Here is a 15726-nt window from a genome sequence, read left to right as displayed (position 1 = left end):
CTGTTGACATTGATACGACTCTCTTGCGACAGCAAGTTCTGCCATAGCAAACAAAAACGCCAGCGATTTGCTGGCGTTTTTGTTGATCGAATTTATTGCGGTCACAATTTCAAAGATTACTCTTTTGCTTTGTCAGATCCTGCCGCAGCAGCAGCTGCTGGTTTTGCGACTGGCCAGGCGACGCCCAACCAAGCGGCATTGAGCGCTTTTTGTTCATCGTTGGCCGCATCAACTGCTTTCACTTTCGCTTTGCCTTTCACTTGACGGCTAGGTGTGAATGCGATTTCACGCAATTCGTCGCGACGGAAAACAGACAGTTTGATTGGAGTCTGTTGCATCAACCACAGTTTGTCGTTGATATCTTTTGGTGTTAAACGCAAACCATTTGCCGCAACCAAAACATCACCAGCCACCACGCCAGCCTTCCATGCTGGACTATCACGTTCCACTTCAATCACCACAGGATGATCGCTGGTGTCGCGAGTGCGCCAGCCTGTGAACCATTCTTCTTTCTGTTCATCGTCTTTACCGCCTTCGATGACGTAGCGCATACCAACGTGATTCAGTAGTTCAGTGAATGGAATCTCGCCTGTGCTGTCAACGTACTTAGACCACCAAGCCGACCAATCATTGCCTGTGACAGTCTTGAGTGCAGTACGCACATCCGCTTCTGTGTAACCACCTTTATCAACTGTATGGTGTTGGTATAAATATTGATGAACATGCTCGAAACCTTTCGCACCTTTGGTTTGACGACGGATTTCAATATCAATTGCATGGGCTAACAACATACCTTTGCTGTAGATGTTGACCGAGGCATTGCGTGCGCGTTCACCACCTGCGTCTATCCATGCATCAAAGCTAGATTCAGCTGCGCTTTGTTGGAAGCGACCTGGTTGGTGTTCGTAAGCAAACATCGCTTTCGATAATTCTTCCATAAATTCATCACGCGTTTGTATGCCTGCGCGTAAAGTCAGTAGCTCTTCAAAATAGGAGGTATTGCCTTCTGCCATCCACAGTAAACGTGTGTAATTTTCTTTTTGATATTCGTAAGGCACCATCTCTTTTGGACGATAGGCTTTGACATTCCACGTGTGTACGAACTCATGTGCAGCAGTGCGCAAGAAACCCAGATATTCTTTACGAGGTGAGAAACCCCAACGATTTTTTTGAATCACGGTGGAGTTCAAATGCTCGGTCGCACCACCAACGCCATCAGTCGCATGCACGATAAATAAGTAACGCTTAAATGGATACGGACCAAATAATTTGCGGCCGCCTTCAACGATCTTCTTTAAATCGCCAGCCATTTTTTTACCATCATAATTGCCACGACCCCAGATCGCTAATTCAATCGTGTGGCCATCGACATCAAAACTGTGAAATTCATGTTCGCCAGTTTCTATCGGTGAATCAATTAAGACATCGTAGTTTTTGGCGACGAAACAATTGTCGCAATTGCCCTTATCCATGCCAGAACGCGAGATCCAATTTTTGGGCGTGTCTAAACTAACTTTGACAGGTTGGCTACGAAATGGTGCCGCATACATCAAGACACCGCTGGCATCAAGGTAGGCGTGCGTGTCATCAATGTGCTGCGTGCGCTCGCCCAATGCATTCGCAAAAATCTCATAAGAAATCTTCACCGTATCACCTAGTTGAGTTTTTACTTGCCAGGTGCCTTTGTCGGTTTTGGTAAATGCCAGCGCTTTACCCTTGCCATTGGTCGCCGCAAATTGACGTACATTTTTGCCTAAGTTCAGAATTTCGTAGCGGCCTGTACGCCAAATCGGCATTTGTACATCCAAGCTTTTCCCAGACACAGCAGGGAAGTCAATCTTCACTTCTGCTAAATGTTGCGCTGGATTGGTGATTTTGATTTGATAACTGACATCCGCAAAAGCGAATGGAGAAGCCATCGCGCAAACAAGCGCTAATGATCGTAAGAGAGTCTTTTTCATTGTCTAAGATGTTATGTTTGATCAAGCGATTTTAAGAAAAAAGCAGTGCGCGGCAAGCATGAATGCAAAATTATGGCTTGTCAACGAAGATGCGATTTGAAAAATTATTTCTACGGATTGAACTGCCTTTATTTTCTGTATGATTTGAAATAAAGCATATTTTTAAGTCTTTCAATCGATTTATTCTGATTTCAACATGGATTTATGCCAGTAAATGTGTGTTTGAAATTTATGGCATTGTCGCGGTGCATAGACCAAGATTATGTGGATCGGTTCTTGTTAGTGAAAATATTTTTTCATTCTTTTGAAGGGAGTGATGCAAGTGTTGATTTGCACGAATTGTGCGGCTTTCCAAATTCGAAAGGGGGATTCGAACCCCCGGTAGGCTATGAGCTTGGGTGGCTATGTTATGAAGCGAGCCAGCAATAAATGGCCTTAGTCTAATTTCGAGAACCATTTCAGTGGTGCGTGAATTTGTCTAAGCGTTTGATTTTATTGGGTTCATCATTGCTTATTAGCGCGATTTTTACGGTAATGAAGTCACATTTGTTATTCTTGTTAAGACCTGTTAATGGTGCTAATATTGGTGCTCTAAACAGTCCTATAGGTGTTATATGCCCCATCTCATACTAGCTGAAACATCAGCAAGCGTCTCAGAACTTAAGAAGAATCCTATGGGGACAGTTGCTGCTGGCGAGGGCATGCCTGTCGCAATCCTTAATCGTAATGAGCCAGCTTTTTACTGTGTTCCAGCAAAAGCCTATGAAGCTTTGATGGATCGTTTGGAAGATCTAGAACTCAACGCGATTGCTGAAGCACGCAAAGGTCAGCCAATTGTGAAGGTGAAGCTTGATGAGCTTTGAGCTTGGTTTTTTAGACGAAGCATTGAAAGAATGGCGTAAGCTTGATAGCAGCACGTGAGAGCAATTCAAAGCAAAGCTTACTGAGCGCCTCACAAATCCTCGCGTACCGTCTTCAAAGCTAACTGGTCATAAAGATCGCTATAAGATTAAATTGCGTAGCATTGGTTACCGATTAGTGTACGAAGTACGTGACAATGAACTAATTGTGATCGTTGTGGCGGTCGGTAAACGTGAACGAAACGCGGTATACCAAGTCGCGGCTAAGCGGTAATTGAGCTGCAAGTGTAAAATAAAAAAGCCGCACAATCGAAATTGTGCGGCTTTTTAAATTCTGGCGGAGAAAGGGGGATTCGAACCCCCGGTAGGCTATGAACCTACGCACGCTTTCCAGGCGTGTGACTTAAACCACTCATCCATCTCTCCGAATTCGTCAAACGCCTTTAATTGCTTAAAGCCATTTGGGAAGCTCGAAAGTATAGCAGAGATTGTTTTGACGGTAAATGCAAAAATGTCGAGTTTCTCGTGAATTGCTGGCGTTTCTTGTATTGAGTACTCAATTTTGTCATGGGCAAAGGCTATAATCTCGCCCCATGAACTTATTAAAAACACTGGCTGCAATTAGCAGTATGACTATGTTGTCGCGTATCACGGGCTTGATCCGTGATGTTTTGTTTGGCGCTTATTTTGGCGCGACCGCGATGATGGATGCTTATGTGCAGGCATTTAAAATTCCTAATTTCTTTCGACGACTGTTTGCAGAAGGGGCATTTTCGCAAGCCTTTGTGCCGATTCTTGCTGAATATCGGAATAATAGTTCGGATGCAGAAGTAAAAGAGTTGGTCGATCATGTCGCCACCGTCTTGGTCTGGGCTTTGTTAGTGACCTGTGTGATCGGCGTGGTTGGCGCCCCTGTCTTGGTATTGATGTTCTCCTCGGGCTTTTTGGGAACGCCAAAATTTGATTTGACTGTCAATCTCACACGCATCATGTTTCCGTACATTGGTTTCATGTCTTTAGTTGCGTTGTCTAGCGGTATCTTGAATACCTGGCGGCGTTTTAAGATTCCGGCCTTCACGCCCGTTTTACTCAATCTTTGTTTCATCGTCGCGGCGTATTTTTCTTTAACCTGGTTTGGAAAAGAAAAACAAATTTATGCGCTGGCATGTGCTGTCTTTGTTGGCGGACTTTTGCAGTTAGCCATTCAAATTCCATCCTTGATACAAATCGGCATGTTGCCACGAATTTCTTGGAATCCGGCTTTTGCCTTGCGTGATCCTAAAGTACGTCGGGTTTTAAAACAAATGGGGCCAGCGGTGTTGGCAGTGTCAGCCACTCAAATTAGTATCATGATCAATTCCACCTGGGCTTCATTTATGCCTGACGGTAGCGCTTCTCAATTGAATTTTGCAGATCGCTTGATGGAATTTCCTTCTGCGATGTTGGGTGTTGCGCTCGGTACGGTTTTGCTGCCTAGTTTGTCTGCTGCCAAAGCGAATGCGGATAAGACGGAATATTCTTCTTTGCTGGATTGGGGTTTGCGTTTAACTTGTTTGTTGGCATTGCCAGCAGCGATTGGTTTGCTCACTTTGTCAGATGCGTTAACCGCGACCTTGTTCCACAACGGTAAATTTGATGCGCATGCGGTGAATGAAACGGCCAAAGCCGTCGCCGCTTATGGCGTGGGGCTAACCGGTTTAATTTTGGTCAAAATTTTGGCACCTGGTTTTTATGCGCAACAAGATATTCGTACGCCAGTGAAGATCGCGATGATCGTTTTGCTGATCACGCAGTTGATGAACGTGTTGTTTGTGCCTTTCATCCAGCAGGCAGGTTTGGCTTTATCGGTAGGCTTGGGCGCATGCGTCAATGCGGCAATGCTTTATCGGGGCTTGCGAAAGCGCGAGTTGTATATTCCTTCGGCAGGATGGTTGAAGTTTTTTATGAAGCTAGGTGCGGCATTGTTGCTAATGGGCTTGGTCGGCTATGGATTATCCATGCAAGTCGATTGGTTGGCGATGCAAAGTAATCGTTGGATACGAGCGGCCTTGATGGGAGGTTTGATTGTGGCTTGTATGCTGGTGTATTTCAGCGCATTGTTCGTGATGGGATTTCGATTACGCGATTTTAGAAAAGTCTCGCGTTAGTATTTGTTTGCACATTTAAGCGTTGCCACCATAAAAAAGAGAAGCCATTGAGCTTCTCTTTTTTATGGTGTTTAACATCGCATGGTCTTAACCGCCGATGGCTTCCCACTTTTCTAATGCTGCCATCAGCAACTCATCAATCTCGGCAAAGCGTTCATTGAGTTTTTTGATGGCGTCCGGCGTGGCGTCTTTATAGAAATCACCGTCGGCGAGTTTTTCAGAAATGGTCTTTTGTTCGGCTTCTAGATTGCTGATTAAAGTCGGCAATTCATCCAATTCTTTTTGCTCTTTGTAGCTGAGCTTTTTCGGCTTGGCTTCTGCTTTAACCGCAGGTGCAGTCATGCTGCTGACTGGTGATTTGTTATCACTTTTCGGTTTGCTTGGCGCTGCTACTGCTTTGCCTGCTGGAGAGTTTTTGTAAGTTTCCCAATCGGTATAGCCGCCGATGTATTCTTTCCAGAGGCCATCACCTTCGGACGCAATCACCTGCGTGACCACATTGTCGAGGAAGGTTCTGTCATGGCTGACCAAGAACACCGTGCCATCGTAATCCTCCAGCAGTTCTTCTAATAATTCTAAGGTATCGATATCGAGATCATTGGTCGGCTCATCGAGCACCAAGACGTTGGCTGGCTTGGCAAACAAACGTGCTAATAAGAGGCGATTACGCTCTCCACCAGACAAAGTTTTAACTGGTGAACGCGCACGTTCTGGTGCGAACAAGAAATCGCCGAGATAAGACATGACGTGCTTACGCTGACCATTGATTTCGACAAAATCGCTACCTGGTGAAATCGTTTCTGCCAAGCTGACTTCTTCATTCAGTTGCGTGCGCATCTGATCGAAGTAAGCGATCTGCAATTTACTACCTTGCTTTACTGTGCCGCTGTCAGGTTGATCTTCACCTAAAATCATTTTCAGTAAAGTCGTTTTACCTGCACCATTTTGACCGATCAAACCGATCTTATCGCCACGCATAATAATGCTGGAGAAATTATCGACGATATTTTTAGGCCCAAAGCTCTTACAGACGTTTTCGAGTTCCGCCACGATCTTGCCGGAGCGCTCACCAGTCGTCACATCAAGGCGAACCTGACCTTGTTGATCACGACGCGCTGCACGTTGCAGACGCAATTGTTCTAGGCGTTTAACACGGCCTTCATCACGCACGCGACGGGCTTTCACACCTTTGCGTATCCAGATCTCTTCTTGCGCCAAGAACTTATCAAACTTCGCTGCTTCGACTTCTTCGATTTCTAATTGTTCTTCTTTGCGTACTTGGTAAGTAGTGAAGTTGCCCGGGAAAGAAGTGATCTTGCCGCGATCCAATTCGATAATACGGGTCGTCACATTGTCGAGGAAGCTACGATCATGGGTAATGAACAGGACGCTGCCTTTGAAATCTTTCAACAAGCCTTCTAACCATTTAATCGAAGAAAAATCCAGATGATTGGTCGGCTCATCGAGCAATAAAACATCAGGCGCACTGACCAAAGCACAAGCCAATGCCACGCGTTTTTTCATACCGCCAGACAGCGTACTCATGATCGCGTCTTTGGATAAATTTAACTTCTCTAAAGTCGTCTCAACGGTATTACCTAAACTCCAAGCGTCGGCCGCATCGAGCTGTACTTGAATATCATGCATGCGCTCCATCAATGCGTCGTCGTTATCACCGCCAAATTGGCCAGTGATCGCTTCATACTCTTGCAAAAGTTTTGGTAAGTCACCTAAGCCAGAAGCGACTGCGTCAAACACCGACTGATCCGGATCAAATTGCGGTTCTTGCTCAACATAAGCAATCTTGATGTTTTGTTGCATCACCAAGAGGCCGTCGTCGAGTTTAAATTTACCTGCAATGATTTTAAGCAAAGACGATTTGCCCGTGCCATTACGACCAATTAAACCCACGCGTTCTGAGGTTTCAATGGAAAATTCTGCATGATCGAGGAGGGCAACGTGACCAAAAGCCAGTTGCGCGTTACTAAGAGAGATGACTGCCATAAAAAAACTTCTGCCGAGCTAAAGAGAGCCGATGCGGGTAATTAAGGATCGTTTAAAACGAGGAAAGGCGCTATTGTACGCTAGTTGTAATTGGTTTCATCGTTTGGCTTGGATTGCATTTGATTGTTGTTGGTCTGTCAGGTAAGATGGTGGGCTTCGTTTGACATTGACGTTAACGAAACGAGGACGGCTTGAAAAGTTCTTCATCGGGACGCAAGGCGAGGCGGTTCCCGCAGCAATACACAAGTATTGCGAGGACAACCAACGCTGAATTGCGCCCCAATAAGTAAAGTCAAGGGTTTTGCGAGCCGCCCGAAAGTCTCTCCGTAGCACAATGGATAGTGCACATGCCTCCTAAGCGTGGGATACAAGTTCGATTCTTGTCGGAGGGACCAAATTTCCCATATTTATGTCAATTTCAGTTAATAAATTGATACAGTTAAAATTTCCACTTTGCGCTAAATAGGTTAGCATGTTGCTCTAATAACGAGTTGACGTTGCCTTGGAATATTCCGATCGCAATCACGTTACGATAAACCACAAGAATTTGAGAGACTAATATGGCAAAAGCATCATTTCAATGGGAAGACCCACTGTTACTGAGTTCCCAATTGAGCGACGACGAGCGTATGGTACAAGAGGCTGCGCGTGTGTATTGCGAAGAAAAGTTGGCACCGCGGATTTTGGATGCCTTTCGCAATGAGCGGACTGATCCTGCGATTTTCCGTGAAATGGGTGAGCTCGGTTTACTTGGTTCGATGATTCCCGCTGAATATGGCGGTGCAGGTTTGAATTATGTTTGTTATGGTTTGGTCGCGCGTGAAGTAGAGCGTATCGATTCTGGCTATCGTTCTATGATGAGTGTGCAATCTTCCTTGGTGATGGTGCCGATTAATGAGTTTGGTAGCGAAGCGCAAAAGCGTAAGTATTTACCTAAGTTGGCGACAGGCGAGTGGATCGGTTGTTTTGGTTTGACTGAGCCAGATCACGGCTCTGATCCCGGTAGCATGGTGACGCGTGCTAAGACGGTCGATGGTGGTTATTTGCTGACCGGTGCCAAAATGTGGATTACCAATAGTCCGATCGCTGACGTGTTTGTCGTTTGGGCAAAAACCGATGATGGTCGTATTCGTGGTTTTATTCTAGAAAAAGGCTGGGAAGGTTTGTCTGCGCCAGCGATTCATGGCAAGGTTGGGTTGCGCGCTTCAGTGACTGGTGAAATTGTGATGGATGAAGTGTTCGTGCCAGAAGAAAATCTGATGCCGCATGTGGAAGGTTTGAAAGGGCCATTTACTTGCTTGAATTCTGCACGTTTCGGTATTGCTTGGGGCGCTTTGGGCGCTGCTGAATTTTGCTGGCATACCGCGCGTCAATACACGATGGATAGGATTCAGTTTGGACGACCTTTGGCGGCGAATCAGTTAGTGCAGAAAAAGCTTGCGGATATGCAGACTGAAATTACGCTAGCGCTGCAAGGCTGCTTGCGTCTCGGTCGTATGAAAGATGAAGGCACGGCCGCGGTTGAAATCACTTCGATCATGAAGCGTAATTCTTGCGGCAAGTCTCTGGATATTGCACGTACTGCACGTGATATGTTGGGCGGCAATGGGATTTCGGACGAATTTGGTATTGCACGTCACTTGGTGAATTTGGAAGTGGTGAATACTTATGAAGGTACGCACGATATTCATGCTTTGATTTTGGGACGTGCGCAAACTGGGATTGCAGCTTTCTAAATCAATGCTGATTTTGTAACTTGCCTAGGACGAAAAAGCCATGGTTTATAATGGAGGGATAAAAACCTGTTGAGATTACGGGTTTTATCCCTTTTTTATTGAGCTCGTGTTCGCGAACTCATTTCTAATCAAAGAGAACTCACGTGACTTTTTTGCAAAAACTTTCCAACTCTTGGACCACTAATAACTCCTTGTTATGTGTAGGTTTAGACCCTGATGTGAACAAATTTCCGGCTGAGTTAACAGGTCAGCCTGATGCGATTTATGCCTTTTGCAAGGCGATTGTTGATGCCACTGCAGATTTGGCGTGTAGCTACAAACCGCAGATTGCCTACTTCGCAGCTTTACGCGCGGAGGATCAGTTGGAAGCAATTTGCCGTTATATCAAAACGACTTATCCAAATATTCCTATCATCTTGGACGCCAAGCGCGGTGATATTGGCACTACTGCTGAGCAGTATGCGCGCGAAGCTTTTGAGCGCTATGACGCCGATGCGGTGACGGTGAATCCTTACATGGGTTTTGATTCGGTTGCGCCGTATTTAGAGTGGAAAGATCGTGGTGCGATTGTGTTGTGTCGTACTTCGAATGCAGGCGGCTCTGATCTGCAATTTTTAGATGTTGGTGGTAAGCCCTTGTACCAGCACGTAGCGCAATTGGTCGCCGATAAATGGAATACGAATGGTCAATGTTCGCTGGTTGTTGGGGCGACATTTCCGAATGAAATCGCGCAAGTGCGTGCCTTGATTGGTGATATGCCTTTGTTGATCCCAGGCGTTGGCGCGCAGGGTGGAGACGTAGAGTCAACGGTACGTGCTGGCCGTACCGCTAATGGCACAGGCATGATGATTAATTCGTCAAGGGCGATTTTGTATGCCAAGCCTGTGGTTGATGAAACCTATGCACAGGCTGCACGCCGGGTTGCATTGGAAACGCGGGATGCGATTAACCAATTTCGTTAATTGACATTCGGAGAAAAAACAAAAGGCGCGTAGATAGAATTCTTCGCGCCTTTTTTTGCTGTACTGGAATGGCAAAGGGTGTTTTAAGAATTAAATTTCATCCACATAACGTAACAACTTAGTCAGTGCATGCGCCACAGTTTGCTCGCGTACGGCATGACGATCTCCACTAAATACTTTTCGTTCAGTATGGGTGACGCCGCCAACACGCCAACCAAAACATACTGTACCAACTGGTTTACCGGGAACCGCCCCTCCTGGCCCTGCGATGCCTGTCGTGGATAAGGAAACATGCGCTTCGGAATTGGCTAATGCACCTTCTGCCATTGCCGCCGCGATCTCTTCACTGACAGCGCCGTGTTGGGCGATCAGTGAAGCAGGGATGTTGAGCATTTCGGATTTTGCAGAATTAGAATAGGGCACAAAGCCACAATCGAACCATTCCGAGGAACCAGCGATTTCAGTCAAAGCACAACTGACGCCACCGCCTGTGCACGATTCTGCAACGGAGAGTAGAAGTTTTTTTGCTTTGAGTGCTTCGCCAACTTTTTCTGCGAGGTCTAGCATGTCATTCATGATGGTCTCCTGTTGAGTCGATCAATAAATTTGATCTGTTGTTCATAGAAACACTGTAGCACTTCGATACTTTGTTGCGGTGATTTTTGTGTAGGAATTTAAGGTGGGATTTTGTCGTAGACGCAAACATGTTGTTTGCTCACCATGTTCCTGATGTTTATCGAATATTCTGTATAGCTTATGCGCGCCATAGCGCAAATACCAACAGCGCAAAAAAAGCCGCAACGATATCGTCAAACATGACGCCAAATCCGCCTTTAAATTGACGATCAAAATAGCCTATTGGAGGTGGCTTGACCATGTCAAAAAAACGAAATGCAATGAAGGCCCACAATTGCGTGATGAAAGGTGCTGGCGTGATAAAAAGCAAAACTAACCAGAAGGCGATAATCTCATCCCACACCATACTGCCGTGATCAGCGACACCAAGATTTTTTCCAGTAACCTCACATGCCCAGACACCTAGAAAATAGCCTAGGACAATAATAATTCCCCAGTTCATCGGCGTGAAAATATGCGGCCAACGTACACTCAATACCGCAAAACTCAGCCAAGCGAATAGTGTTCCTGCGGTACCTGGCATGATGGGCGACAAGCCACTGCCAAATCCTTGTGACAAAAAGTGTGCGGGATGTGCCAACATAAATGCAGCACTTGGTTTCAAAATGGGATGTGGATTGCTTTCCATAGTTTTATGTCGTGGCTGAAGTGGCAGTTAATGCGGCAGTTAATGTAGTCGTCTATGCTGAAGTGAAGTGATCAAAAGCTTGGAGCGAGAGTTTTATCGTTTGATGATTGTCGTCAAGTAGACGAAGACCTTGATTGGCTTCAATTTTCCCAATCCGGGTGACATTTGTGTTGCTGGCTATGCCTGCTGCAATCACGGCTTCACGCTGATGTACTGGCGCGGTAAAACAGAGTTCGTAATCGTCCCCACCAGCCAAGGTGAATGTACGGCGCTGTTCAAGTGATTGTTGACGAAGTACTGGTCCGGCAGGCAAACGATCGATAAATAAACTGGCGCCTAGTTTCGAGCTTTCTAGAATATGGCCGAGATCACCGATTAAACCATCTGATATGTCGAGCGCTGCGTGCGCGATTCCTCGCAAGGCAATCCCAAGTTCGATGCGTGGCGTTGGTGTATGCATACGGGTTGCGGCTTGGCGATGATCCTCTGGGGAGAGTGGTAACTCTTTCCAGTAAGCGGCGAGCGCTAGCCGTGCATCACCTAAGGTTCCTGACACCCAAATGTCGTCATCTACTTGAGCTGCATCACGTCGTAATGCAGTACCTGGAGGGAGTTCGCCAAAGATGGTAATGCAGATATTTAGCGGTCCTTTCGTGGTATCTCCACCTATCAAACGGCAGTGGTGCGTTTGTGCGAGATCGAGTAAGCCTTTGGAAAATGGTAAAAGCCAATTTGGGTTCGCTTCTGGCAGTGACAGTGCTAAGGTGAATGCCAGCGGCTTCGCTCCCATCGCTGCAAGATCAGACAAATTCACCGCGAGGCATTTGTGACCAAGATGGTATGGATCTGCATCGGGGAAAAAGTGACGACCAGATACCAGCATGTCGCTTGAGATCGCGAGCTGCATGCCGGGGCTGGGATTGATTAACGCACAGTCGTCACCGATTCCCAATGCGATACGAGAATCGGCAGCGTAATTTTGTACGAAATATTGTTTGATGAGATCAAATTCTGAGAGCATGTCGCATTGTAGCGAATGCTTTTCGAATCAGGTTGAAAATGTCACAGAGATCCGGCTTCTTGGGCGATTTGAACTTCACCAAAGTTTAAAAACATGCTGACGCCTGGTTTAACTTCTATTCTGTAAGCACCTTTGGCTTGATTCAAACGCATCGCCAAGGCAGTGAGTTCCCAGGCTCGATGTTCACTACATTGAACATTGCCTTTGGTGAGTTCTTTGGTTTTTTGTTTTTTGCCGAATTCTCTCACCGTGATGGCATTGCGCTTCAACGCAGGCAATACGGATGGATGATCCCAGCCCCACATAAATGTGCTGTCTTTGTGGTGAAAAGTGCCAATCACTTGCGCTGGCGCTAAAGCAAAAGTTCCATCATCAAAAGTCAGTAAAAGCTGTCCGCTATTTTGATCCAAATGCCAAGATTTTTCTTCACCTAATCGCCAAGTTGAATTGTGTAGCATATTTGCGATTTGAGCTTCATCTGCACTGGCGGCAATCAAGGCATCAAGACTAGCTTCCCGATTATGTAGTTTGGCCATATTAGTTTACTGACTTTAAACGCGTTGATGAGAAGCCGCTCGTATCGGCGTAGTGAGTGACAGCTCTTTGTCTATCTTGTGCACTGATCGTATCGTGTCCAGAAGAATGTCGCATATCGTATTCATCAAACTTGAGGCTGATTGTTTGGCTTGTTTTTCTTCTTGCTTTTTTGATTGCCTGCGCAGCTTGCATATGAATTCGCTTTGACATGTTGTGATGCCTAAATTGAATACTAAATCGCATTCATTGGGAATGCTGATATTTACTCAGGCAATTTATTTAAGTTTCAAAAAAATACTGTAATTCACATCATTAAGCAAATTTGTTGGCTATTTTTCATATTTCTATTGATGCGCGATGCGTCATGTTGGTGAATACATTTGTTTTTAAATTAATTTTATTGCACCAAACAAATGAATTTGTGATGAATGATAGTGTTTAGCTATTGAATGATGGGCTATTCATCTGTTTTTCAGATCACTTATGCAAAAAAGTCATAGAACTCGTATAAATACGTATGAAGCAAATGTTGCCTGTCTGCTAGAATCATTAACCCCCTATTTGTTTGTATCAGTTTGCATAAAGAAGGAATTGACTCGCATGGATTCGCCAGAACAAAAAGAATTACTTCGTCAACAATTACGTCAAGCTGCTTTGGAGTATCACGAATTTCCGACTCCGGGCAAAATCAGTGTCACTCCCACCAAACAATTAACGAATCAACGTGATCTGGCGCTTGCTTATTCACCTGGTGTGGCGTCTCCCTGCGAAGAAATTGTGGCTGATCCAGCTGCGGCTTTTAAGTACACAGCGCGTGGAAATTTGGTGGGTGTCATTACTAATGGCACCGCGGTGTTGGGACTTGGGAATATCGGTCCATTGGCATCCAAACCAGTGATGGAAGGTAAGGGCGTTCTATTTAAGAAGTTTGCTGGGATTGATGTCTTTGATATTGAGATCAATGAATCTGATCCAGACAAACTGGTCGATATCATTGCTTCGCTAGAGCCAACTTTTGGCGGCATTAATCTGGAAGATATTAAAGCACCTGAATGCTTCTATATCGAACGCAAATTACGCGACAAGATGAAAATTCCTGTGTTTCACGATGATCAACATGGAACAGCAATCATTGTAGGTGCTGCGATCTTAAATGGTCTGAAAGTCGTTAATAAAGATCTGAAAAAATGTAAGTTAGTCGTCTCTGGTGCTGGTGCTGCGGCCTTGGCATGTTTAGATTTGATCGTGGATCTTGGTTTCCCGATTGAAAACATTTTTGTCACCGATTTAGCCGGTGTCGTCTATAAAGGACGCGCCGAGTTGATGGATCCTGACAAAGAACGCTTCGCGCAAGAAACATCCGCTCGTAGTTTGAAAGAAGTGATCGCCGATGCGGATATTTTCCTAGGTTTGTCTGCTGGTGGCGTATTGAAGCAAGACATGGTGAAAGTAATGGCGGCACGTCCATTGATTCTTGCACTCGCGAATCCAACCCCAGAAATTTTGCCAGAAGAAGTGAAAGCAGTGCGTGATGATGCTGTGATGGCAACGGGTCGCTCTGACTTTCCCAATCAAGTAAATAATGTCCTGTGTTTCCCCTACATTTTCCGTGGCGCTCTCGATTGCGGTGCGACTACGATTACGCGTGAGATGGAAATTGCAGTCGTCCATGCGATTGCTGATTTGGCGCAAGCGGAACAATCTGATGTCGTCGCTTCGGCATATGGTATTTCTAACTTATCTTTCGGCCCAGAGTATTTAATTCCTAAGCCGTTTGATCCACGCTTGATGATTAAAATTGCGCCTGCGGTTGCCAAAGCGGCGGAGGAATGCGGTGTCGCAGCCCGTCCAATTCAAGACATGCAAGCCTACAGCGATAAATTGCAACAATTTGTGTACCACAGCGGTACCTTCATGAAGCCATTATTCCAAATCGCGAAAAAAGCACCAGATTCTCGCAAACGCATCGTGTTCGCGGAAGGGGAAGAAGAACGTGTCTTGCGTGCGGTGCAAGTGGTCGTCGATGAAAAATTGGCGAAACCGATTTTGGTGGGACGTCCACATATTCTTGAAAAACGTATAGAAAAATTTGGTTTGCGTTTGCGCGCGGGCATCGATTTTGAGGCGATTAATCCGGAGATGGATGCGCGCTATCGTGATTACTGGCAGACCTATCATCAGATGACTTGCCGTCAAGGGATCACTGAGCAATACGCCAAATTAGAAATGCGCCGTCGTCACACTTTAATTGGTTCCATGATGGTGCATAAAGGCGATGCCGATGGCATGATTTGTGGCACCTTTGGGATTGGCAGCTTACACCTGTTCTACATTAATCAAGTGTTGGGCAAGCGCGCTGGTGTTAACGTGTATGCAGCGATGAATGGTCTGGTTTTACCTGATCGTCAACTGGTGTTGGTGGATACGCATATCAATGAGAATCCAACGGCAGAGCAAATCGCAGAAATTACAATTTTGGCGGCAGAAGAAATGCGTCGTTTCGGGATACAGCCCAAAGCCGCTTTGCTGTCGCATTCTAATTTTGGTTCTAGTAATAGCGAATCAGCCAAGAAAATGCGTTCGGCCTTAGCGATCGTTCAACGCGATGCGCCAGATCTAGAAATCGATGGCGAAATGCATGGCGACACCGCGCTAGATTCTGAGTATCGCCAAAAAATGATGCCAGGGTCGACCTTGAAAGGCGATGCAAATCTGTTAGTGATGCCAAATATTGACGCGGCAAACATCGCGTATAACTTATTGAAAACCGCCGCTGGTAATAACATCGCCATCGGACCAATTTTGTTAGGTTGTGCAAAGCCTGTACATATTTTGACATCATCAGCAACAGTTCGTCGTATTGTTAATATGACTGCTTTATGTGTCGTTGATGCGGTAGCGCAGCGCTAAAAAGTTTTAACATGCAGGAAATTGACACTGGATGGGCTGATGTAGTTTAGTTAAGAAAGTTTTCCAATTTAAAAGTTGCATATCCATTTAGTTTTATCTTGACGACCCGGTCGAATTTTCGATTGGGTCGTTTTTCTTTGAGGTGATCAAACAGTCTTTCTTATTGGTTTTGTGAATATTGCAAGCCACAAGCACTTGTAAGTGCGGTTAAGTAAATCCCCCTTAAGTGTGTAGAACCCATGTCTGGCAACACGATTGTTACTTTCGCGAAAAGTGTTTCGTTAGCGTTTTAGAGGCCGAAACCGAGATCAAAAATAGAATCTT

At 45.5% G+C, this 15726-nt stretch carries 12 protein-coding genes, 2 tRNA genes and 1 pseudogene; 7 read left to right on the top strand and 8 right to left on the bottom strand.

The window, feature by feature from the left end; translation table 11 throughout:
* Window positions 1-116: 116 nt before the first annotated feature.
* Window positions 117-1919, bottom strand: a complete 1803-nt coding sequence (locus tag H8K33_RS06240) for a M61 family metallopeptidase (protein ID WP_186890483.1) — start codon at window positions 1917-1919, stop codon at window positions 117-119.
* Between the two features lie 656 nt (window positions 1920-2575).
* Here H8K33_RS06240 and H8K33_RS06235 point away from each other — a divergent pair.
* Together H8K33_RS06235 and H8K33_RS06230 are read left to right on the top strand one after the other, a co-directional pair.
* The gene (locus H8K33_RS06235; RefSeq protein WP_186890123.1) at window positions 2576-2824 is read left to right on the top strand and encodes a type II toxin-antitoxin system Phd/YefM family antitoxin; all 249 of its coding nucleotides are present in this window, start codon (window positions 2576-2578) and stop codon (window positions 2822-2824) included.
* Window positions 2814-3095 (top strand): annotated as a pseudogene (locus H8K33_RS06230) (type II toxin-antitoxin system RelE family toxin). Before H8K33_RS06235 ends, H8K33_RS06230 begins: the two are co-directional and overlap by 11 nt.
* Window positions 3096-3156: 61 nt before the next feature.
* Here the strand turns inward: H8K33_RS06230 and H8K33_RS06225 are convergent.
* Window positions 3157-3247: transfer RNA gene (locus H8K33_RS06225), tRNA-Ser, on the bottom strand.
* Window positions 3248-3414: 167 nt separating this feature from the next.
* Between H8K33_RS06225 and murJ the strand changes: the two genes are divergently transcribed.
* Window positions 3415-4968 carry a murein biosynthesis integral membrane protein MurJ gene (murJ, locus tag H8K33_RS06220; RefSeq protein WP_186890122.1) on the top strand — a complete coding sequence of 518 codons (1554 nt, stop codon included), beginning with the start codon at window positions 3415-3417 and terminating at the stop codon, window positions 4966-4968.
* A gap of 87 nt (window positions 4969-5055) precedes the next feature.
* On the opposite strand, the gene H8K33_RS06215 is transcribed toward murJ, so the two are convergent.
* Window positions 5056-6972, bottom strand: coding sequence for an ATP-binding cassette domain-containing protein (locus tag H8K33_RS06215; protein WP_186890121.1), 1917 nt, complete (start codon window positions 6970-6972; stop codon window positions 5056-5058).
* A 320-nt stretch (window positions 6973-7292) separates the two neighbouring features.
* On the opposite strand from H8K33_RS06215, the gene H8K33_RS06210 reads away from it, so the two are divergent.
* From H8K33_RS06210 to pyrF, 3 genes are all read left to right on the top strand, one after another.
* Window positions 7293-7367: transfer RNA gene (locus H8K33_RS06210), tRNA-Arg, on the top strand.
* Between the two features lie 165 nt (window positions 7368-7532).
* Complete coding sequence (locus H8K33_RS06205; protein WP_186890120.1) at window positions 7533-8708, top strand: acyl-CoA dehydrogenase; 1176 nt, start codon at window positions 7533-7535, stop codon at window positions 8706-8708.
* A gap of 143 nt (window positions 8709-8851) precedes the next feature.
* Complete coding sequence (gene pyrF / locus H8K33_RS06200) at window positions 8852-9670, top strand: orotidine-5'-phosphate decarboxylase (protein ID WP_186890119.1); 819 nt, start codon at window positions 8852-8854, stop codon at window positions 9668-9670.
* A 90-nt stretch (window positions 9671-9760) separates the two neighbouring features.
* On the opposite strand, the gene H8K33_RS06195 is transcribed toward pyrF, so the two are convergent.
* The 5 genes from H8K33_RS06195 to H8K33_RS06175 all read right to left on the bottom strand — a co-directional run bounded on the left by H8K33_RS06195 (window position 9761) and on the right by H8K33_RS06175 (window position 12702).
* Complete coding sequence (locus tag H8K33_RS06195) at window positions 9761-10246, bottom strand: CinA family protein (protein WP_186890118.1); 486 nt, start codon at window positions 10244-10246, stop codon at window positions 9761-9763.
* Window positions 10247-10424: 178 nt separating this feature from the next.
* Window positions 10425-10934, bottom strand: a complete 510-nt coding sequence (locus H8K33_RS06190; RefSeq protein WP_246443379.1) for a phosphatidylglycerophosphatase A family protein — start codon at window positions 10932-10934, stop codon at window positions 10425-10427.
* Between the two features lie 52 nt (window positions 10935-10986).
* Window positions 10987-11955 carry a thiamine-phosphate kinase gene (gene thiL, locus H8K33_RS06185; protein ID WP_186890117.1) on the bottom strand — a complete coding sequence of 323 codons (969 nt, stop codon included), beginning with the start codon at window positions 11953-11955 and terminating at the stop codon, window positions 10987-10989.
* 41 nt (window positions 11956-11996) lie between these two features.
* Window positions 11997-12491, bottom strand: coding sequence for a DUF6882 domain-containing protein (locus tag H8K33_RS06180; RefSeq protein WP_186890116.1), 495 nt, complete (start codon window positions 12489-12491; stop codon window positions 11997-11999).
* A 1-nt stretch (window position 12492) separates the two neighbouring features.
* On the bottom strand, window positions 12493-12702 hold the full coding sequence (locus H8K33_RS06175; protein WP_186890115.1) for a hypothetical protein: 210 nt from the start codon (window positions 12700-12702) through the stop codon (window positions 12493-12495).
* 390 nt (window positions 12703-13092) lie between these two features.
* Between H8K33_RS06175 and H8K33_RS06170 the strand changes: the two genes are divergently transcribed.
* The gene (locus H8K33_RS06170) at window positions 13093-15402 is read left to right on the top strand and encodes an NADP-dependent malic enzyme (protein ID WP_186890114.1); all 2310 of its coding nucleotides are present in this window, start codon (window positions 13093-13095) and stop codon (window positions 15400-15402) included.
* Window positions 15403-15726: the final 324 nt, after the last annotated feature.

The organism is Affinundibacterium amnicola (assembly GCF_014284275.1).
GTDB lineage: Bacteria > Pseudomonadota > Gammaproteobacteria > Burkholderiales > Burkholderiaceae_D > Undibacterium > Undibacterium amnicola.
The sequence above is the reverse complement of the archived record's forward strand: the minus strand, read 5'-3'. Positions and strand labels throughout refer to the sequence as shown.

Bases quoted from the DNA above. Each gene is read 5' to 3' on its own strand.
- H8K33_RS06240 (WP_186890483.1), bottom strand. From the start codon at position 1,919: ATGGCTTCTCCATTCGCTTTTGCGGATGTCAGTTATCAAATCAAAATC.
- H8K33_RS06235 (WP_186890123.1), top strand. From the start codon at position 2,576: ATGCCCCATCTCATACTAGCTGAAACATCAGCAAGCGTCTCAGAACTT.
- murJ (WP_186890122.1), top strand. From the start codon at position 3,415: ATGAACTTATTAAAAACACTGGCTGCAATTAGCAGTATGACTATGTTG.
- H8K33_RS06215 (WP_186890121.1), bottom strand. From the start codon at position 6,972: ATGGCAGTCATCTCTCTTAGTAACGCGCAACTGGCTTTTGGTCACGTT.
- H8K33_RS06205 (WP_186890120.1), top strand. From the start codon at position 7,533: ATGGCAAAAGCATCATTTCAATGGGAAGACCCACTGTTACTGAGTTCC.
- H8K33_RS06195 (WP_186890118.1), bottom strand. From the start codon at position 10,246: ATGAATGACATGCTAGACCTCGCAGAAAAAGTTGGCGAAGCACTCAAA.
- H8K33_RS06190 (WP_246443379.1), bottom strand. From the start codon at position 10,934: ATGGAAAGCAATCCACATCCCATTTTGAAACCAAGTGCTGCATTTATG.
- thiL (WP_186890117.1), bottom strand. From the start codon at position 11,955: ATGCTCTCAGAATTTGATCTCATCAAACAATATTTCGTACAAAATTAC.
- H8K33_RS06180 (WP_186890116.1), bottom strand. From the start codon at position 12,491: ATGGCCAAACTACATAATCGGGAAGCTAGTCTTGATGCCTTGATTGCC.
- H8K33_RS06175 (WP_186890115.1), bottom strand. From the start codon at position 12,702: ATGTCAAAGCGAATTCATATGCAAGCTGCGCAGGCAATCAAAAAAGCA.
- H8K33_RS06170 (WP_186890114.1), top strand. From the start codon at position 13,093: ATGGATTCGCCAGAACAAAAAGAATTACTTCGTCAACAATTACGTCAA.